The organism is Streptosporangium sp. NBC_01755, assembly GCF_035917995.1.
In the GTDB taxonomy this organism is placed as follows: Bacteria; Actinomycetota; Actinomycetes; order Streptosporangiales; family Streptosporangiaceae; genus Streptosporangium.
Genome location: NZ_CP109131.1, coordinates 1,145,638 through 1,165,821 on the forward strand (window position 1 = coordinate 1,145,638; position 20,184 = coordinate 1,165,821).

16 protein-coding genes are annotated in these 20,184 nt (G+C 70.2%); 7 read left to right on the forward strand and 9 right to left on the reverse strand.

Translation table 11 applies throughout. From position 1 onward, the window contains the following. Positions 1–196: 196 nt before the first annotated feature. Positions 197–427: a DUF7455 domain-containing protein gene (locus OG884_RS04865; protein ID WP_030920243.1), complete on the forward strand. Its 231-nt coding sequence runs from the start codon at positions 197–199 to the stop codon at positions 425–427. Between the two features lie 17 nt (positions 428–444). Here OG884_RS04865 and OG884_RS04870 read toward each other — a convergent pair whose 3' ends face one another. Beyond that, complete coding sequence (locus OG884_RS04870; RefSeq protein WP_326642563.1) at positions 445–822, reverse strand: GNAT family N-acetyltransferase; 378 nt, start codon at positions 820–822, stop codon at positions 445–447. Positions 823–867: 45 nt separating this feature from the next. Here OG884_RS04870 and OG884_RS04875 point away from each other — a divergent pair, with 45 nt between their 5' ends. Beyond that, a complete protein-coding gene (locus tag OG884_RS04875) occupies positions 868–1,608 on the forward strand; it encodes a YaaA family protein (RefSeq protein WP_326646858.1) in 741 nt (246 codons plus the stop codon). A gap of 87 nt (positions 1,609–1,695) precedes the next feature. Here OG884_RS04875 and OG884_RS04880 read toward each other — a convergent pair whose 3' ends face one another. From OG884_RS04880 to OG884_RS04890, 3 genes are all read right to left on the reverse strand, one after another. Continuing rightward, complete coding sequence (locus OG884_RS04880; protein ID WP_326642565.1) at positions 1,696–2,616, reverse strand: hypothetical protein; 921 nt, start codon at positions 2,614–2,616, stop codon at positions 1,696–1,698. 168 nt (positions 2,617–2,784) lie between these two features. Beyond that, positions 2,785–4,440: an RNA polymerase sigma factor gene (locus tag OG884_RS04885; protein ID WP_326642567.1), complete on the reverse strand. Its 1,656-nt coding sequence runs from the start codon at positions 4,438–4,440 to the stop codon at positions 2,785–2,787. Between the two features lie 244 nt (positions 4,441–4,684). Continuing rightward, positions 4,685–6,778: a SpoIIE family protein phosphatase gene (locus OG884_RS04890; protein WP_326642569.1), complete on the reverse strand. Its 2,094-nt coding sequence runs from the start codon at positions 6,776–6,778 to the stop codon at positions 4,685–4,687. Positions 6,779–7,324: 546 nt separating this feature from the next. Here OG884_RS04890 and OG884_RS04895 point away from each other — a divergent pair. From OG884_RS04895 to OG884_RS04915, 5 genes are all read left to right on the forward strand, one after another. Beyond that, positions 7,325–7,567, forward strand: a complete 243-nt coding sequence (locus tag OG884_RS04895; RefSeq protein ID WP_442811634.1) for a hypothetical protein — start codon at positions 7,325–7,327, stop codon at positions 7,565–7,567. 208 nt (positions 7,568–7,775) lie between these two features. Continuing rightward, positions 7,776–9,287, forward strand: a complete 1,512-nt coding sequence (locus OG884_RS04900) for a hypothetical protein (protein ID WP_326646860.1) — start codon at positions 7,776–7,778, stop codon at positions 9,285–9,287. Between the two features lie 7 nt (positions 9,288–9,294). Further along, positions 9,295–10,050: a LamB/YcsF family protein gene (locus tag OG884_RS04905; protein WP_326642571.1), complete on the forward strand. Its 756-nt coding sequence runs from the start codon at positions 9,295–9,297 to the stop codon at positions 10,048–10,050. Positions 10,051–10,060: 10 nt separating this feature from the next. Then, a complete protein-coding gene (locus OG884_RS04910) occupies positions 10,061–10,684 on the forward strand; it encodes a 5-oxoprolinase subunit B family protein (RefSeq protein WP_326642573.1) in 624 nt (207 codons plus the stop codon). Further along, positions 10,681–11,571, forward strand: coding sequence for a biotin-dependent carboxyltransferase family protein (locus tag OG884_RS04915; RefSeq protein WP_326642575.1), 891 nt, complete (start codon positions 10,681–10,683; stop codon positions 11,569–11,571). The genes OG884_RS04910 and OG884_RS04915 overlap by 4 nt, the downstream gene beginning before the upstream one ends. A 178-nt stretch (positions 11,572–11,749) precedes the next feature. On the opposite strand, the gene OG884_RS04920 is transcribed toward OG884_RS04915, so the two are convergent. The 5 genes from OG884_RS04920 to OG884_RS04940 all read right to left on the reverse strand — a co-directional run bounded on the left by OG884_RS04920 (position 11,750) and on the right by OG884_RS04940 (position 20,102). Next, a complete protein-coding gene (locus tag OG884_RS04920) occupies positions 11,750–13,456 on the reverse strand; it encodes an ABC transporter family substrate-binding protein (RefSeq protein WP_326642577.1) in 1,707 nt (568 codons plus the stop codon). Between the two features lie 56 nt (positions 13,457–13,512). Next, positions 13,513–15,630 (reverse strand): ABC transporter ATP-binding protein, encoded by a 2,118-nt coding sequence (locus OG884_RS04925; RefSeq protein ID WP_326646861.1) that lies wholly within the window; start codon positions 15,628–15,630, stop codon positions 13,513–13,515. Between the two features lie 85 nt (positions 15,631–15,715). Beyond that, a complete protein-coding gene (locus OG884_RS04930; protein WP_326642579.1) occupies positions 15,716–16,624 on the reverse strand; it encodes an ABC transporter permease in 909 nt (302 codons plus the stop codon). Between the two features lie 7 nt (positions 16,625–16,631). Next, positions 16,632–17,615, reverse strand: coding sequence for an ABC transporter permease (locus OG884_RS04935; RefSeq protein WP_326642580.1), 984 nt, complete (start codon positions 17,613–17,615; stop codon positions 16,632–16,634). 123 nt (positions 17,616–17,738) lie between these two features. Beyond that, the gene (locus OG884_RS04940; RefSeq protein WP_326642582.1) at positions 17,739–20,102 is read right to left on the reverse strand and encodes an AAA family ATPase; all 2,364 of its coding nucleotides are present in this window, start codon (positions 20,100–20,102) and stop codon (positions 17,739–17,741) included. Positions 20,103–20,184: the final 82 nt, after the last annotated feature.

The window sequence follows — 20,184 nt, forward strand, 5'->3', positions numbered from 1 at the left end:
TTCCCGCCACCACGCGTACAAGCTTGCCATCCGGTGGACAACGGCGTTACATCCAGTGTGATCATCGTTACTTTCGGCCGCTTTCCGCTCTGGGCGTAGCAGGGGGTCGGTTGGGAACGTTCGTATCGGGTTAGATGTTCTCTCAAGTGACTGACGCCAGATCCTCCACCTCAGGGGATGACCTGAAAGGCGATACGTGACTGGAACCCTCGCCCCCGCCAAGCAGCTGACCGCTGCGGACCGCTGTGACCGGTGCGGCGCCCAGGCCTACATCCGCGCAACCCTGCCCGTAGGTGGGGAGCTGCTGTTCTGCGCCCACCACGGGCGTCAGCACGTAGCCGTGCTGAGAGACAAGGGCGCCAACATCCAGGACGAGTCTGCGCGTCTCAGCGACGCTCCGGCAACGGCAGGCAACGACGAACGATAACCAGACGGTCGGAGCCATCATCGGACCCGATAGTGATATCGGGCCGCCACTGTGAAGCCGTGGCGCTCGTAGAGCGTCCTGGCCACCGTGTTCGACTCCACCACCACTAAATATGCCCGCGGTGTGCCCTGCTCTCGCGCATGTGTGAGCAGGGCACATAACACCTTCCGTCCGTGACCCCTGCGCCGCGCATGCGGCACCACGGCCATGGAGTAGATCCCGAACCACTCCCCCTGGACCACGCCCCGCCCCACGGCCTTTCCGCCAAGCGAGGCGTATGCGTTGGCCCGCTTGGTCACCTTATCCGCGGCACGCGGGGTCCAGCCTCCCGCGTCCACCCGGTGGATCGCCGGCCAGGCCTGGTCGACCAACCGGTCGAAGACCTCATCGATCATGCTGCAGGATCCTAACCCTCGATCGCCGCACTACGCTCGGTGACTGTGCTGATTCTGCTGCCTCCGTCCGAGGGGAAGGCCGCGCAGGGTGACGGCCCCGCCCTCGACCTGTCCCGGTTGAGCTTCCCCTCTCTCGGCACGTCCAGACAACTCGTCCTGGACGCGCTGACCGCTCTGTGCGAGGGTCCCGCCGCGCGGGAGGTGCTCGGACTGTCGCCAGGACAGGCCGGTGAGATCGGCAGGAACCTGCTCCTGCGGACCGCGCCCACGCTGGCCGCGGCCGACCTGTACACCGGTGTGCTCTACGACAACCTTCACCTTGCCTCGCTGTCCCCCGAGGCCGGGGCACGGGCCTCGGAGAGGCTGCTGATCTTCTCCGGCCTCTGGGGTTTGCTGCGGGTCGGCGACCGTGTGCCACCGTACCGGCTGTCGATGGGGACGAGACTGCCGCCGCTGGGCGGTCTTGGTGCCTTCTGGCGCCGATCGGTCACCCCGCTGCTCGACGCCGAGCCCGGCCTGGTCGTTGATCTGCGCTCCAGCACCTACGCGGCGGCGTGGCAGCCGGGCGGCAGGGCAGTGGCGGTGCGGGTGCTCAAGGAGGGGAAGGTCGTCAGTCACATGGCGAAGGCCACCCGCGGCGTGATCGCCCGCTCGCTGCTGGAGGGGGGCGTCGATCCGCAAAGCCCCGATGAGCTCGCGAAGGTCCTGGACCACCTTGGACACTCCGTCACTCTCTGTCCACCGCCCGCGGGGAGACGGTCATGGACACTCAACGTTACGGTGTGATTTTCACCACATTTCCCTCACGTCCTCGCGTCGGGAGAGGCGGCGAGCGCTGAACCCGAGGTGAACGACCGTGCCCCGGTGCCCCGTTCACACCGGGACAAGGTGGAGCCGACCGCAGGCCCGCTGGAACTGCTGGGCGGGATCACCCAGATAGGACCACGGCAACCGGCTGACCCTGCCCCCCGTACGCATCAGGTGCCCACGAGCGGGCCTACGCAGGTCGGTCAGGTAGAAGGCGGCCCCGAACAGGTTGTGCGCCTCGATCGACCGGGGATGGCCGTCGTTGCCCAGCCAGCGGCCCGCGTGCGAGACGACCTCGCGCAACGCCTCGTCCGAGAACCAGCCGCCGCGCGACATCGGCGACCGCTCGGCGGCCACCTGCTCGAAGTGGGCCAGCGGCAGCAGGGCTGCCATCGGATCCCCGTCAGGCGCCCACGACACGGCCTGCCTGGCGAACTCCAGCATTTCCTGGGCGCTGCCACCCCAGGCCGGGGACAACGTCATGAGCCTGGCCACATTGGCGGGGAACAGCGTCGGATAACGGCGAGCGGTTTCAAACCAGACCGCGTCCTTCTCCCAGCGCGGCCGATCGAGGCCGAGGAAGAGCCACATGATCGACTCCCAGGGCACCGGATCGGACGGCACGAGCGCCGCCGCGGTGAAGAGCGGTTGCCTGGCCCTCTCCATGGCCGCCTGGAACGCCTGCAGGCGTTGCGCCTGCACGGCCCGGGCCTTGACATCCGGCTTGATCGCCCAGGCTTCCTCGATACGGGTACGCCCGAGCCAGAGCCACAGGTCGGGGTTGGCCCGGTCGCGGACCGCCAGCGCCTCGATGGCACCGCTGTGGCCGACGGCCGCCCTGGCCAGCGCCTCGACCCTGAGCGCGCGGCTCTCCGGATCGCCGCGGGCCGCGCCGAGCGTGATCGTACCGGGCTCGAACACCCTTCGGCACACAGCGGCGACCGCATCGTCGAGCATCGCGTCCGCCCACGGACGATCGACGATCACCCGAAGCCTCCGGGCGCGAATACTGTCAACTTCGGCCACACCCATGAGGCGGCAGCCTAGAAGTGCGTTTCACGCTCCGCGCTACCGACCTGTTAAGCCCGCGTTAACGACGCGGGGCCCGCACCGGACAGTGCGGGCCCTCTGTCAAGAAATCCCTCTCAGGAGATCTCAGTCAAGATAGTCACGCAGGACCTGCGACCGGGACGGGTGACGGAGCTTGGACATGGTCTTGGACTCGATCTGCCGGATGCGCTCGCGCGTCACCCCGTAAACCTTGCCGATCTCGTCCAGCGTCTTCGGCTGGCCGTCGGTCAGGCCGAAACGCATCGAGACCACGCCCGCCTCGCGCTCGGACAGCGTGTCCAGAACGGAGTGGAGCTGCTCCTGCAGGAGCGTGAAACTGACCGCGTCGGCGGGGACGATGGCCTCGGAGTCCTCGATGAGGTCACCGAACTCACTGTCTCCCTCCTCACCCAGCGGGGTGTGCAGGGAGATCGGCTCGCGACCGTACTTCTGGACCTCGACGACCTTCTCGGGGGTCATGTCGAGTTCGCGGGCCAACTCCTCGGGGGTGGGCTCGCGCCCCAGATCCTGGAGCATCTGCCGCTGGACGCGGGCCAGCTTGTTGATCACTTCGACCATGTGGACCGGGATGCGGATGGTCCGCGCCTGGTCGGCCATGGCACGGGTGATCGCCTGCCGGATCCACCACGTGGCGTAGGTGGAGAACTTGTAACCCTTGGTGTAGTCGAACTTCTCCACCGCGCGGATCAGGCCCAGGTTGCCCTCCTGAATCAGATCCAGGAAGAGCATGCCGCGGCCGGTGTAGCGCTTGGCCAGCGAGACCACGAGGCGGAGGTTGGCCTCCAACAGGTGGTTCTTGGCCCGGCGGCCGTCCTCGGCGATCCACTCCAGCTCGGCGCGGACGTCGACCGGGAGCCTCTCGCCGTCGGTTCCCAGCTGCTCCTCGGCGAACAGACCGGCCTCGATCCGCTTGGCGAGCTCGACCTCCTGCTCCGCGTTGAGCAGGGGAACCTTGCCGATCTGCTTGAGGTAGTCCTTGACCGGGTCGGCGGTGGCGCCGGCGGCGGCAACCTGCGGCACCGGGGCGTCATCGTCGTCATCGGAGAGGATGAGGACCTCGTCCTCGTTGACCTCGACGGCCTCGACCTTGGGCTCCTCCTCGGCCTCGGCCTCGACCTCGGCTTCCACCTCGACCTCGACCTCGACCTCGACCTCGGCGACGGCCTCCAGCTCGAAGTCCTCGATCTCGACGTCTTCGAGGTCGACGACCTCGTCGTCATCGCCGGCGAGCGACTTCGACTCGGACGCGGGAGCCGGAGCGGCGACCTCGGAACCGGCCTTCTTCGGCGGAGTGGGAACCGGCTTCTTGGCAGCCGGGGCGACCTTCTTGACCGGCGCCGCCGGCTTCTTGGCAGCCGGGGCGGGCTTCTTGGCCGCGGCCGCGAGCTCGGAGCCGCCGACGACCGCGGTGACGGTCTCCGGCTGCTCCTTGGCCGCAGCGGCGGTCTTGGTCTTCTTGACGGCGGCGGGCGCGGCCGGGGCAGCGCGGCGCTTGGGCGGAGTGCGGGACTTCTTGGGAGCCGCGGAGTCCTCGGCAGTCAGCCGTACGGTGATGCCCTCTTTGCTGAGGCTTCGCAGGATTCCAGCGACCTGCGCCATCGGAATGTCCGCTTCCTCGACGGCCTTGCGGACATCCTCGGACTCGAGGAACCCCTGCGAGCGCCCCCGCTCCATCAGCTGCTGAATGACGGGCTCGTTCAGCTCGGATGGCTTCGAGCGAGTCGAACTTGCAGGCGACACGAACACCTCTCGAAGGAAAGCGAGACGAGAATGGACCCAGATGCCCAACCAGGGGCACTTCTGCCTCTAGTTGTGATTAGCGAGGCCGCGCGAACCGCGACGCACCTGTCCAGCATTGTGGCATGACACCGTGATCCATACGGCCGCCTCCTGGCGGTTGCCCTCCACCCTAGGCCGACCAAGAGAGTAGTGCGTACGGAAGCGAGGCACCGATACCCGAAAGCAACCGTTATGACTGTTTCATTCAGTCACTCTTCGTGGCGGGGGGAACGTGAATCGCGAGCACCGTGACATCGTCATCCTGCTCATACCCGGACAACATGCGGTCGACAAGGAAATCTAGCAACATGTGAGGGCTTCCGACCACTTCAGCCGGGGCTTCGGTCACAACAGAGCAAAGATCAGCAAGCCCGGCATCGAGACCACGCTTCCGGTTCTCCACCAGACCATCCGAATACAGGACGGCGGTGTGGCCCGGTGGGACACAGAACCTGAACTGCCTGCGACTCGTGGGCCAGCCCAGTGGGGTGCCCGGCTCGCCGTCGCACAGGATCGGCACGCCCTCCGGGGAGACCAGCAGGGGCGGCGGGTGACCGGCGAGCGCCAGCGTGCCCTCTCCGGTGCCGGGCTCGACGACCATGTAGGCGAGGGTCGTGACCTGCTCCTCCTCCTCGGTTGCCTCGAAGACCCGGTCGAGGCCGGTGAGAACCGCCGCGGGCGGCGGGTTGGTCAACGCCAGGGCCCGCATGGCGTTGCGGATGCGGCCCATCCCCGCCGCGGCCTTGACCCCCTTGCCCATGACGTCGCCGACCACCGCCGCGACCCGGCCGTCCTGGAGCACGAACGCGTCGTACCAGTCGCCGCCGACCTGCACGTGGCGGCTTCCCGAGCGGAACCGCTGGGCGAGGACCAGACCTCTGACCACCGGCAGGCGGTCGGGCAGCAGGCTGCGCTGGAGCGTCTCGGCGGTGCGGTGCTCGCGCTCGAACAGGGTGGCCCGCTCCACGGCGAGGGCGCACTGCCCCGCGAGTGCCTCCAGGAACACCCCGTCTTCCTGGGAGATCTTCTGCGGGCGGGTGAAGGAGAACCTCAGCGCCCCGAGCGCGCGGCCCGCGGCCAGCAACGGCAGGCCCACCCAGGCTCGCTCGTCACTGTGGGTGATGAAACCTGTGATGCTCTCGTCATCGCCGCCCGCGTCGACCAGTTGGGACCGCAGGCTGTCCGGCGACTCGGCGAAGACCGGGCGCCGGCTGTTGACCGCCATGGTCATCACGCTGGAGTGCGACAGCGGGATCTCCTCACCGGGCGCGCCCGGAATGTCGGGGATGCCGCCGCTGTTGACCAGCTTCAGCGCGGCCCGGTCGACGTCGAGCAGCGCCACGGCCGACCGGTCGGCGGCCAGCGCCGTACGACCCACGTCGATGATGACCTGGACCACCTGCTCGACGGTGAGCGCCTCGGCGAGCAGCGCCGTGGCGCCCTGCAACCGCGCGGTCCGCAGGGCAGCGGCGCCGAGCTGGTCGGTCAGGCGGCCCCGCATCTCCTCGGCCTCGCGCTGCGGGGTGACATCGGTGTTGGCTCCCACCCACTCGACGACCCGGTTGTGCCGGATGATCGGGACGGCGCGCACCTCGAAGTGCCGGTAGCCGCTGGCCCGGGTGCGGACCCGGTAGCTCCACTCGAACATGATCCGGCCGCGCAGCGCCTCGCGCCACGCCTCCTCGGTGTGCGGGCGGTCGTCCGGGTGGACGGCCTCCAGCCAGCCGTGGGTCAGGTACTCCTCCAGCCCCTGACCGGTGATGGCCCGCCACTGCGGCGCGTCCTCCTCCACGACGCCGTTGGGCGCGGTGATCCAGACAAGCTGGGACTGGGCCTCGACCAGCGAGCGATATCGCTCCTCGCTGCGCCTGAGATCCTCCTCGACCTGCCTGCTGTCGGTGATGTCGACGCCGACCAGGCAGATCGCGCGCAACGTGCCCTTGTCGTCGTGGACCGGGGAGAACGTCAGCGACCAGTGGTGGGTCTCGCCGCCGGCGGTGCGCACCCGGATCCGTTGATCGCCCTCGACCGCGGATCCCGCGACCATGCTCCGCACCGAGCCCTCGATCAGGGCGGTCAGGTCGGCGGAGAGCAGCTCTCCGGGTGCCCGGCCGACCAGGCGCTCGGCGGGCAGGCCGACCACGTTGGCGAAGACCTCGTCGACACGCTCGAAGCGACCACCGGGGTCGAAGAACGCGAAGGCGAACGGCGACTGGGACAGCAAGCCCTGCAACAGGCCGGAGTCTGAGATGTCCACACCCGACTCCCGGGGACGGGGCACGGAGGTTTCGGCGCTCATGGTCGGCACCTCCGTCGCGTGCCAGGGTCTCCCACGAGGCACATCTCCAAACTTGCGAATTGGCGTAGCGCGGCTCCGGGGGACCGGATCCTGGAGTACATCATCGGCGATGGGCAGGTGCGGACGGAAGCCCTGCCCAAGATGCGGTCAGCACACCCCGGGAACGCCGCCGCTCCGATGACCGGAACCCCCGGGCCGACACGCCGGGGCTCCCGTACGGGCGGCGACCAGTCGGCGTTGCGCCTTCGAACGTTTGCGGCCAGGACCCTAGCAGGATCGCGCCGGACCGTCCCGGCAACTGCCCACCTCATCTCCGTCGGGCTTGCAGGCGAGATCAGGCTACTGACTCGCCGTCAATTCGGCCCCCTCTTCGGGGACACTCGCTTACTCCACCGTTGCAGGATTCAGTCAAGATACGGGGTCAGCTTCCCATATCACGGCGCTGAGGGTTGACACTCCCGAGATAAGTTGTGGAATGAGAACGCACGTCCCCGCCGAACACATCCGGGGGATGCTCCCGGGAAACTCCGGAGGAATGCGACATCCATGCCCGTTCTCGCCACCCGCTTCACCGGGCCTTCGACGACCCACCACGAGCCGATGACATCTCACCTGGCCGCCGAGTTCCTGACCGTCCCTGTCGACACCGTCGGCAAGTGCGTGGCCGAGGTCTGCGCCTGCGCAGAGCACCTCGGCATCGAGACGACGCCCGAGATCGTCGAGCGTGTAGCCCGCGAGCATCTGCTCGCCCTTGTCAACTCCGCGCCGCCGCCCCGCGGTCCCCGGTAACATCGGGGAACCCGGCCGTCTTCTACGCACCGTTTGGACCGGGAATGCGAGAAGGTTGGGACGTGAGCGAGCGAAGCGGGCGGGCCAATCCGCACGGCGACGACCGCGATGAGCTCACGCGGCCGACGGGGGAGGCTGAGACTGCTTGAGTCGGCGACACCGTCGAGACCCCAGGGAGAGCCAGTCCCCTGAGGCGGTCTTCTCCGAGATGTTGCTCGCCGCTCGCGAGCTGCTGGCCGTCCGCAGCCCACTGGACGCCGAACTCATGGTCTCCGACATGGTCGGAGCCTGGTGGGGGCGCCGGCTGAAACGCGGGGACGCCGAACAGGTCCTCGGCGAGGGTCTGGTCGACTACGCGGCCAAGGCCGGCTCTCCCGCCGCGCTCACCCTGCTGATCGCGCTGGCCTACCTCGGCACGGCCCGCCAGGCAGCCAAGGCGGAGGGCGCCGCGCTGGCGCTCATGGAGCGCGGCGTGGCCAGGCCCCGCTGGGCCGACCGGCTGGGCGCGGTCAAGACGACCGGCTGTTTCGTCTCCCGCGACGCCTACGGCGACCAGGACACGGTGGTGTGCACCTTCGGCTACCGGGGTGCCGACAGCGGCGAGGACCGGCATGCGCTGGTCATGATCGTCGACTACAACATGCGCGGCATCGCCCGCGACGCCTGGGTCTCATCGCACGTCGACAAGCTGCTGGAGCAGGCCAGGGCCGAGGCTGAGGACAACCCTATGCTCAGGTTCGGCCAGATCGAGCCGCAGCAGGCCCGGGCGCTGCTCGAATCGGCGATGAAGGCCACCGTGGAGTACGGCCACCGCAAGACGACCGCTCCGGTCAGCGACAGCTACAGCGCCTACCACGCCTTCGCCAGGTCCCGGATCAAGGCGCTGCCGCCCGGCCGGAAGCGGCCGGCCCCGCTGCACAGCGAGGCCCCCTACAGCCGCGACCGCCGGGCGATGCTGGCCGCCGAGTTCCTCTCCTCGGACGCGGCCGAGCACCTGTCCGACCCCTCGGCGGCCTCCCGATGCGCCGATCACATCATCGACTACGGCTGCGACCAGGATTTCGGCCGCCCACTGCGGGTCAGCCCGACCAAGTGCGAGACGTTCCTTCTCGACTGGCTGCCGCGCAAGGTGATGCTCAGCACCGCCGAGCAGGAGGCGGTGCCGCACGTGCTGGGCGCCTGGGCGCGTTTCGCCGCCGGCCGGACCGGGCTGCCGGACGAAGGGCTGCGGGCCACGCTCGACGCGGTCTGGGAGGCGACGGGCAAGTTCGCCGAGTCCTACCGCGATCCGACGACCTTCGGGCTCGACCGCGGCCTGCTCGACCGGCTGCTTCCGGACGGCGACCTGTCGGCACTGGCCAGGCGGGTGTTCGCGTTCCCTTTTCTGCAGGGCACACACGGCGAGATCCAGCTCGGCCTGCTCAACCCCGCGGACGACACCGACCGGCGGATCCTGCTGGGCATCGACCACGTGGGCGAGATCACCCGGCCCGGCCACGACGAGCACCTCGCCTGGCACGAGGAGATCGCCGCCCGGCTGTGGGAGGGCGACCCGCCGCAACTCTGGGAGGCCGCACAGCGGTTGCTGGACCTGGGCCACGACCGGCACGACGTGCTGCACGTGCTGATCGAGATCGCCGAGCGCATCGGCGACGACCCCGAGGAGCTGGCCATCGCTCTCGACGACATCGCGGACATTCCCGACGAGCCTCCGGTGTAGGTGAGCCATGATGATCGATCTCAACGCCGATCTGGGTGAGGGCTTCGGGATCTGGCGGCTGGGCGACGACGCGGCCCTGCTCGACCTGGTGACCAGTGCCAACATCGCCTGCGGATTCCACGCCGGTGATCCGCTGACCATCCGCCGCACGTGCGCGGCGGCGGTCGACCGGGGGGTGGCGATCGGCGCCCAGGTGTCCTACCGGGACCTGGCCGGGTTCGGCCGCCGCGAGATGGACGTCGACCCGGAGGAGCTCTGCGCCGAGGTGCTCTACCAGCTGGGGGCGGTGGACGGCATCGCCAGGGCGATGGGCGGCCAGGTCTCCTATGTCAAGCCGCACGGCGCGCTGTACAACCGGATCTGCCGCGACCCCGAGCAGGCCGAGGCCGTCGTGGCGGCGGTCGCCGACTATGACCGGAGCCTGCCGCTGCTGACCCTGCCCGACTCGGCCGTCCACGAGATCGCCGCCAGGGAGGGGGTCAGCACGGTCGTCGAGGCCTTCGCCGACCGTGCCTACACCGGTGCCGGAACACTGGTCTCCCGCCGCTCCCCCGGCGCCGTGCTGCACGACCCCGGTACGGTCGCCGCCCGTGCGGTGCGGATGGTGACCGAGGGGGTGGTCGAGGCGGTGGACGGCTCGCTGGTCCCCGTCGAGGCGCGCTCGATCTGCGTCCACGGCGACACCCCCGGCGCCGTGCTGATGGCCCGGGCCGTCCGCGACGGCCTGGTGGACGCCGGGGTGACGCTGAGGTCCTTCAGTTGAGGGGCCGACGGTGATCCGACCGGCCGGGGAGCGGTCTCTGCTGGTGGAGACCGGCTCCCTGGAGGTCTCCCACCGGCTGGACGCCCTGCTGCGGGCCGATCGGCCGACCGGGGTGGTGGAGATCGTGCCCGGCCCGACCACGGTCCTCGTCACCGCCCCGGGGGCCGACCTGACGCGTCTGCGGGACCGGCTCCTTCGCCTGCTGGAGACGGAGGCCACCGTCGGCGCGAGCACCGCCACGCCCGCACCGGCCGTCACCCTCCCCGTCGTGTACGACGGGGCGGACCTCGACGAGGTGGCCGCGCTGAGCGGCCTCTCCCCCCGGGAGGTGGTCGAACGGCACACCGGGCGGGAACTGGTGGTGGGCTGGCTGGGCTTCGCCCCCGGGTTCGCCTACCTCACGGGGCTGGATCCGGCGCTGCGCGTCCCACGGCTGGACACCCCGCGAACCTCGGTGCCCGCCGGAGCCGTGGCGGTCGCCGGCCCCTACTCGGCGGTCTACCCCTCGGCCTCCCCCGGCGGGTGGCGGCTGCTCGGCCGCTCCACGACGGCGGTATGGGACGTGACCGCCGACCCGCCCGCCCTGCTCACGCCGGGGACCCGGGTGCGCTTCCTGTCGGTCGGCGGGCCATGATCGAGGTGATCGCACCGGGTCCGTACGCCACGGTGCAGGATCTCGGCCGGCCCGGGTACGCCCATCTCGGGGTGCCCCGCTCGGGTGCCGCGGACGAGCCGAGCCTGAGGCTGGCCAACCGCCTGGTCGGCAACCCGGAGGCCGCCGCGGGAATCGAGCTGACCCTCGGCGGCGCCCGGCTGCGCTTCACCGCCGGTGCCTGGGTCGCCGTCACCGGGGCCGCCTGCCCGCTGGATCTCCTACGACCGCGCGGGACGGCCCCGGACGACGCGACTCCCGGTGTGATGGCCCCGCAGGGGGTGTGCGCGCCTTTCTGGGTGCCCGCGGGCGGCGAACTGCGCGCGGGGACGCCCGAAACCGGTCTGCGCACCTACGTCGCCGTCCGGGGAGGTCTCGACGCCCCCGTCACGATGGGGAGCCGGTCGACCGACTCACGGTCCGGGCTCGGCCCTCCCCCGCTCCGTGCCGGAACGGTTCTGCCCGTGGGACCGACGGACGGCCTGCCGCCGATCACCGTGGACGCGGCGCCCTCGCCGGAACTCGGAGCGGGCGTCCTGCGTCTCCTGCCGGGTCCCCGGGACGACTGGTTCGTCCCCGGAGCCCTGACCACCCTGTGTGCGGAGCCGTACGAGGTCGGCCAGGACAGCAACCGGGTGGGCGTGCGAATGCGCGGTGCCCGCCTGGAACGGGCCCGGGACGGGGAGCTGCCCAGCGAGGGCATGGTGGCCGGGGCCGTCCAGGTGCCGCCCAGCGGCCAGCCGATCGTGTTCCTCGCCGACCACCCGCCGACCGGCGGCTACCCGGTCATCGCCGTCCTGACCTCGGCGAGCCTTGCCGAGGCCGCCCAGCTCCGCCCCGGCGACCGGATACGCTTCCGCCGCGGCTGAACCGCTCTCCACCGGATCCGGGGGGAGGGCCTTCGGGCACGGGGTTCGGCTTTCGGCCACGGAAGTCCTGGTTGTGACGGCTTTCGAAGCCGGAGCCATCAGCGCAGCAGCCCGGACACCCGCTCGGTCTCGGCTGCGAGGGCCTCGGCGGGCACCTCCGCCGGCAGACACGACCGCGTCACCGGGTGAAGCCGATGTCCTGGTATCTCAGGTCGTAGAAGCCGCGGGCGCCGAAGTTGGCGACGGTGCTCTTGACCGCGACGTTCTGTGGCCGCTGGTAGAGCGTCACCACGTTGACCGCCTGCCAGATGAGCTTGTCGGCGGCGTTGGTGTCGGCGATGGCACGGCCGGCGTCGAGGGCGGCGGTCGCCTTGTTCATGGCGGCGTCGATCTGCGGGGAGCCGATGCGGCCGAGGTTGGCGTTCCACTGCCCGGTGTCGTCCGGGCGCCTGGTGGCGTCGGCGTACTGGCCGTAGGCGCTGGAGACGGGAAACGGCGTGCCCATGTACGCGAAAGCAGTGATGTCGTAATTGCCGGGAATTATGTATTTGGTGAAGTAGTCGTCGGTGGGTACCGACTGGAGAGTGACCCCGACACCGATCTGGGCGAGCATGTCCTGGACGAGTTCGGCCTCGGACTTGGTGAGCTGCAGGCTGGACGGCAGGACGAAGCGCAGGTTCAGCTCCCTGCCGTCCTTCCTGCGGATCCGCCCCTCCCGCTTCCAGCCCGCGTCGTCCAGCTCCCGCCCGGCCGCACCGGGGTCGTACCTGCCGATCTCACCTGCGTTGTCCCGGTAGCCCTCCTGGGTGTTCATGAAGAAGTGGTTGTTCAGCAGGACGATCGGCCAGTCGAGGCCCTGAAGGTCGGACTGGGCGATGGCCTGGCGGTTGATACCCGTCGCCACGGCCCTGCGGACCCTCGGGTCGGACAGGACGGCGCTCTCGCCGTTCATCGTGATGTGCCGGAAGTCGGGTCCGGCCGCCTGCCGTACGATCGCGCCCGGGGTGGCCTTGGCGCGCGCGTAGTCGGGCGCGGACGGACCGATGTCGAAGGTGTCGAGCTCACCGTTGCTGAAGGCTCCGACCAGTGCGTCGCTCTCCAGGGAGCGGTAGATGATCTGGTCCAGCTTGGCCCGCTCTCCCCACCAGTGGTCGTCCCTGGCGATGGTGACGGTCTTGGCGGTCGGATCGAACGAGACGAACCTGAACGGGCCGGCGGTCACCGGGACGCGGTTCAGCCAGGCGTTGTTGAACGCCTCCGGGGTGGCGTTGGTGCTTCGGGGGTACAGCGGCGCGAACAGCGACTGCCAGTCACCGAAGGGTTTGGCGAAGGTCACCACGACCTGGTGGGCGTCCTTACCCCTGGTCACCTTCTCGATGTCCTGGTAGCCGGTGGTGCCGGCCACCCGGTAGTCGCCGTTGCGACCGTTCATCGCCTGCCACTGGGCACGGTAGTCCTCCCAGGTGATCTGGGTGCCGTCGGACCATTTGGCACGCGGGTCGAGGGTCAGTGTGACGACCTGCTTGGGGCCGTCCGAGGTGACCCTGCCCGCCGACAGGTAGTCGGTGTTCGGGGAGATCTGCCCCTTGGCGTCGGAGCGGAACGGCGAGGGCATGAGGGCGTCCATGACCTTCTTGACCGTCGCCAGGTTGCCGTCGACATGGTTGAGGTTCCAGTTGGACGGATACTCGTTGAGCCCCCAGCGGAGCACCCCTCCGTCCACGACCCGGTCACGGGCGACAGGGTTGACGTCGTAGGCCTTGATCGCCGAGGTGGACCCGCTCCCCGTCCCGCCCCTGCCATCGCAGCCGGTCAGAACCGGCGAGACCGCCAGGACCACGGCCAGCGCGGTGGCGAGCGCGCCCACGCGCCGGATCGATGTCACTGTTTTCCTCCCCGGAGGATACGACTGGGCGAACGGAAGGGCACTCGACTGGATCATCAGGCGTCGAGCCTCTCGGCGAAGTGACATGAGACTCCGTGGTCGTCTCCTAGCCGGCGCACCTGGGGTTCCTCGTCCACACAACGCCTTCTGACGGTCTCGTCGAGGGACCTGAACAGGGGGCAGCGGGTGCGGAAGCGACAGCCGGAGGGGGGATCGGCGGGGCTTGGCAGGTCCCCCTCCAGCAGGACGCGCCTCCTGGAACGTTCCATGATCGGATCCGGCAGCGGGATCGCCGACAGCAGTGCCCGCGTGTAGGGGTGCATCGGAGCGTCGTACACCCGGCCGACCTGCCCGATCTCGGCGATCCTGCCGAGATACATGACCGCGACCCGGTCCGCGACGTGCCGGACCACGGCCAGATCGTGCGCCACGAGCAGGTACGACAGGCCCAGGCGGGTCCTCAGCTCCTCCAGCAGATTGAGCACCCCGGCCTGGATGGACACGTCGAGCGCCGAGACCGGCTCGTCCAGCACGACCAGCCGGGGCTCCAGGGCAAGAGCGCGGGCGATGCCGATGCGCTGGCGCTGGCCCCCGGAGAAGTCCTGCGGATAACGGGCGGCGTGACCGGCCTCCAGGCCGACCAGGCCGAGCAGCTCGCGGACCCTCGGCCCAGGGTCACGGCTGCCGTGCGCGCGCAGTGGCTCGGCGAGAATGTCGTAGACGGTCATCCTCGGGTCGAGCGAGGCCAGCGGATCCTGAAAGACGACCTGCATGTCGCGCCGGACGGCCATCCGGTCACGGGCGCTCATCCGCGAGGTGTCGCGGCCCAGCACCGTGATCGCACCGCCCTGTGGTGCGGCCAGTTCGAGGATCTCCATCAGGGTGGTCGTCTTGCCGCAGCCCGACTCCCCGACCAGGCCGAGCGTCTCGCCTTCGCGGACGTCGAAGCTGACACCGTCCACCGCGCGGACCGTGCCGACCCGCCGCCGCAGGAGCCTCCCCTTCACCAGGGGATAGTGCTTGACCAGGCCGTCGACCGCCAGGACCACCTCACGCTCGCCACGCGGCCGTGGCCGCTCCCCGACGGGGGAAGCGGGGACGGAACCGGAGACCGGGCGGACCGCCGCCTCCCCGGCGATGGCACGCACACCGTAGACCTGGGCGGGTGACCAGCCCTTCGCCTCGATCTCACCGGAGCGTATGCACGCCGCGAGGTGGCCGGGCGACCCCACCTGCACCGGCTCGGGTTCGGCCTCGGCGCACGCCGGGACGGCGATCGGGCAACGCGGCTCGAACGGGCAGCCCGGCGGCAGCGCCGCAGGTGACGGCGGGTTTCCCGCAATGGGCACCAGCGGCCGCTCCCGGCCGCGGTCGAGGCGCGGGATCGAACCGAGCAGGCCCATGGTGTACGGCATGCGGGTGCGGTAGTAGACCTCGTCCACCGAGCCGACCTCGACGGGGCGCCCGGCGTACATGACGAGGACCCGGTCGACGAACCCGGCCACCACCCCCAGGTCGTGGGTGATGATGACGATCGCCGCGCCCGTCTCCCGCTGCGCCGTCTTCAGCACCTCCAGCACCTGAGCCTGGACGGTCACGTCGAGCGCGGTGGTCGGTTCGTCACAGAGGATCACGTCGGGGTCGTTGGCCATCGCCATCGCGATCATCACGCGCTGGCGCATGCCGCCGGAGAACTCGTGCGGGAACGCCCTGGCGCGCTGCGCGGCGTCGGGGATGCCGACCAGGTCGAGCAGTTCGACCGCGCGCCTGGCGGCCTGCTCGGCGCCGATCCGCTGGTGGACGCGGACCGCCTCGGCGATCTGGTCACCGACCCGGTAGACGGGGGTGAGCGCGGAGAGCGGGTCCTGGAAGACCATCGAGATGCTCTTACCGCGGAACGTGGTGAGCGTCCTCTCCGGGGCCCCCAGGATCTCCTGCCCTCGCAGCCGCACCGACCCGGTGACGTGGGCGTGCGGCGGGAGCAGCCCCATCACGGCCAGCGAGGTGACCGACTTGCCGGAGCCGGACTCACCGACGATCCCGAGCACCTCGCCCGGACGGACCGCGTAGCCCATCCCCCGGACCGCGCGAACCGCTCCAGGGCCCGGGCCGAAGGTGACGTCGAGGTCGCGCACCTCGAGCACCGGGGCGGTGAGCACGGGACCGGCCCCCATCGACAGGGGGTCGGCCCCGGCGCCGCGCCCGCCGGTCCGGCCGATCCGGGATCTCGCGCCCGCGGTTCGCTCGCTGGTCATCCGCTCACCCACTCCTGCGGGCCGTGGGGTCGAAGGCGTCGCGCAGGGAGTCGCCGACCAGGTTCACCGCGAGCACGGTGACGATCAACAGGCCCGCGCAGAACCAGAACGTCCAGGGGGCGTAGAGCGCCGTCTGGGCGCCGTCGGCGATGAGGCTGCCCAGCGAGACGTCCGGCGGCTGGATGCCGAAGCCGAAGTAGGAGAGGGACGTCTCGGTGAGGATCGCGGCGCTGACGTTCAGCGTGGCGTCGACGACCAGCAGCGAGGACATGTTGGGAATGATGTGCCGGAAGATGATCCTTGTCGGCGGCACGCCCATGAACCTGGCCGCGTGGATGAACTCCCGTTCCCTGAGCGAGATGGTCATGCTCCGGACGATCTTCGAGGTCACCATCCAGAGGAAGAGCGCCAGCACCAGCACGAACATCGGCCACTGTCCCCCGGCGAAGAGCGGGGACATGATCGCCAGGATCAGGAAGGCGGGAAGCACGAGCAGCAGGTCGGTCACCCAGGTCAGTGAACGATCGGTCCAGCTCCCGAAGTATCCGGCGAAGGCCCCCACCACGGCCGCGAGCGCGGTGCCGACCACCGCGGCGAGCAGGCCGACGACCAGGGACCTGCGCATGCCACGCAGCGTGACCGCGTACACGTCGGCACCGGTCTGCAGGGTCCCCCACCAGTGCTCGGCCGACGGCGGCGCGAGAAAGGCCGTGAAGTCCTTGGCGGTGTAGGTCCAGCGGGTGAGGTAGGGGCCGGCGAAGGCCAGCAGGAAGATCAGCACGAGGAGCACGAAGCCGATCCGGCCCCGGCCCGAGCGCAGGAGGCGGCCCATGACCACCCGCAGCCGCGAGGGCGCCTTGATCCTGTCGACGGACGCCCGCTGTTCGGTGAGCTCCTCCTCCGCGATGCTCATCTCCGGCTCACCCCACCCGGACGCGCGGGTCGAGGACGGCGTGCAGCACGTCGGAGGCCAGCGCGGCCAGCAGCACCGCCAGCGCGGCGAAGCAGCTGATCGCGGCGACGGTGTTGATGTCGTTGGTGGAGATCGAGTCGACCAGCTGCTCTCCCATGCCGTGCCAGCCGAAGATCTTCTCGGTGAAGGTGGTGCCGACCAGCAGCGCCCCGAAGGTGAAGGCGAAGTAGGTGACCGCCGGAATCAGCGCGGTGCGCAGTGCGTGCCGGGTCAGCGCGGCGCGGCGGCTCAGCCCCTTGGCCATGGCCGTGCGGATGAAGTCGGCGCCGAGCACATCGAGCATCATGTTGCGCTGGTAGCGGCTGTAGACGGCGGCCAGGCCGAGCGAGAGCGACAGCGTGGGCAGCAGCAGATGCTGGATCCGATCGACCGCGGCGGCGGCGACCCCGCCCTGGAGCCCGGGGGTCGCCTCTCCGCTGACGAGGAGGATCTGGGTGCCGACGGCCTCGTTGAACCGGACCGCGGCGATGATCAGGATGTTGGCCAGCACCACCGTGGGGACCGCGAGGACGACGAAGGAAAGACCCGTCGAGAGCCGGTCGAAGGCGCCGTACTGCTTGACCGCGGCGTAGGCACCGACGAGCACGCCGGTGACGCTGCCGACGAGAAGCCCGACCGTGATCAGGCGCAGGGTGACGCCTATCCGGCGCCCGAGGTCGTCGCCGACCGAGCCTCCGGCCACCGTCCTGCCGAAGTCGCCTCGGGTGAGGGCACCCACCCAGGTCAGGTAGCGCTCGAACAGCGGGGTGCGGTCGTTGAGGTTGAGCTCGGTGAGGCGCGCGTCGACGACCGCGGGGGGAATCGGAGGGTTGCGGCCCTCATAGTTGGATCGCGGGTCGAGCGTGGAGGCCGCCAGCATGTAGGCGAGGCTGGTGGCCACGACGATCAGCACCAGGTAGTTGAGCAGCCTGCGGGCAAGGAATCCCGTCATCTTTCCTCCTCCGGAGCCCCGCCGCTGTCGGTGACCATCTTGCTACACTCGGCGACCGATGGGCTGCATAGCGTACCGAATCGGAGGGATCTCGGTGAACGATGGCGCCGGTCGGGCCCGGAATCACTTTCCGGAGAGTTCGTCCACGGCGGCGCGCAGGTCGATGCTGGTGATGGTGGTCAGATCGGCCGCGGTGGCGGTGGCACCGCCCAGGGCGGCCAGGCGGACGTCCCTGCGCATCGCCGCGCGCTCGAAGAGCGAGCGCGCGAACCTGCCGTTGCCCAGACCGTCGATCAGACCCTCGTCGCAGACCCAGGTGAAGACCTCGGCCAGGTCACGCCGGGCGTCGTCGTCGAACCTGTCGCCCGAGGAGTCGGCGAGCAGCACCGCGATCTCGGTGAGCTCCTCGGAGGAGTACGAGGGAAACCGCACCCGCTGGCTGAACCTGCTGCCCAGGCCGGGGTTGGACGACAGGAAGGCGTCCATCTCCCGCTCGTATCCGGCCAGGACGATCACCAGCCGGCCGCGGTCGTCCTCGGCCCGCTTGAGCAGCGTCTGCACGGCCTCGGTGCCGAAGGCGTCACCCCCGCTGTAGCCGGAGTTGACCAGGCCGTAGGCCTCGTCGACGAACAGCACCCCGCCGAGCGCCCGGTCGACCAGCTCGTTCGTCTTGATCGCGGTGGCGCCGAGGTGCTGGCCGACCAGGTCGGCCCGCTGGGCCTCCACCACGTCCGGTTGGGCGAGCAGGCCGAGCGCGGCGAAGACACGGCCCAGGATGCGTGCCACCGTGGTCTTTCCGGTACCCGGCGGCCCGGCGAAGACGAAGTGCCGCATCTGCGTCGGGGTCGGCAGTCCCCGCTCCTGGCGCATCTTGGCCACTCTGAGTTGCGCGGCGATCGCGTGCACCTGCCGTTTGACCGGCTCGAGACCCGCCATACGGTCGAGGTCTGCCAGCGCCTCCTCAAGAGTGGGCGTGGCCTGGTAGCCCCGGTAGCGGGCGGTGAGCTCGTCAAAGGCCTTGACGACGTCGCCCGGGACCGTGGTGACCAGGTCCTCGGTGGTGGGCGCGCCGCCCGCCCCCACCACGCGCACGTCCCTCGCCTGCGCGGCGGCCTCCACGAGGCTGCGGACGAACCGGGCGTTGCCCAGGTCGTCGACTATCGCGCGCCGGTGGATGTCCTCGAATCGGGCGAGCAGCGCGGGCACGGCCTCCGGCGACATCCGGTCGCCCCGGCGCCGCTGCAGCAGCTCGGTGATCTGGAGCAGCTCGTCGGGGGCGTAGCTGGGGAAGCGGACCCGGCTTGCGAACCGGCTGGACAGGCCGGGGTTGGACGACAGGAAGGTGGCCATCTCCTTCTCGTATCCGGCCAGGATGACGACCAGCCGGTCGCGGTCGTCCTCGGCCCGCTTGAGCAGCGTCTGCACGGCCTCCGCGCCGAACCTGTCCGGCTGGCCGTCACCGGAGTTGATCAGGCTGTACGCCTCGTCGACGAACAGCACGCCGCCGAGCGCCCGGTCGACCAGCTCGTTCGTCTTGATCGCGGTGGCGCCGAGAAACTCCCCCACCAGGTCGGCCCGCTGGGCCTCGACCACGTAGGGGGTCTCCAGCAGGCCGAAGGCATAGAAGATCTTCGCGACGGTCCTGGCCACACTGGTCTTGCCGGTGCCCGGGGGGCCGACGAACACGAAGTGCCGCATCGGCGGCTCGGTGGAGTATCCGGCCTCCCTGCGCAGCCTGGCCGCCTCGATCGAGGCGGCGATCGAGCGCACCTGCTCCTTCACCGGGGCCAGGCCGATCATGGCGTCCAGCTCTCCGAGCGCCTCCTCCACCGAGATGGGCGGCGGCGCGTCCCGCTCGCCGGTCGCGGCGGCGGGAGCGGGCGCCCCGCCCCCGCGGCCCCTGAGCCCGGCCTGGCCACGCTCCTCCGCCGCCAGCGCCACTCGCACCCGGCGGGCCTGGAGGAACCGCTGGACGAGCACCCCGGCCGCCACGGCGTACGCGGCCCAGATGGCGACGGCGGGCACGAACCCGGTGATGACCACGCCGAGCAGGACGGCCACCAGTCCGGCGGGCACCAGCGCCATGGCCGTGCTCACCCACGGGGGAACCCAGCGGATGAGGTGGGCCACGCCGGCCACCACAGGGGCGAGGATCATCAGCGCCGTCGGGATCGGCGAGTTCCAGCCGGACGCGCCCTGGAAGATCATCAGAACCGCCAGCCAGGCGAGCACCACGAGCAGGGTGGCGGCGGCGCGGGGAAAGCTCAGGGTCAGCGCCGCGAAGCCGAGCAGCGTCAGCGTGACGAAGAACGTGTTGAGCGCCGGCCAGCCGAGCCCGAACGCCAGCACGACCGCTCCGACCAGCACCGCGACGTAGATCAGTCTGCGCAGAGGCGGCGAGAGCCGGAAGTAGCCCAGCCGCACCCGCTCGAACAGATCCCGTGCGGCCGCGCGCCCCGCCGGCCGGGCCCTGCTGGATTCCCGCATCACGCCTCCCCGGTCCGCCCCCGGTTATATCGCACCGGGGGGACGTTTGCGCGTGCCTGAGCGTCGCGCCACGCCGTCGCGC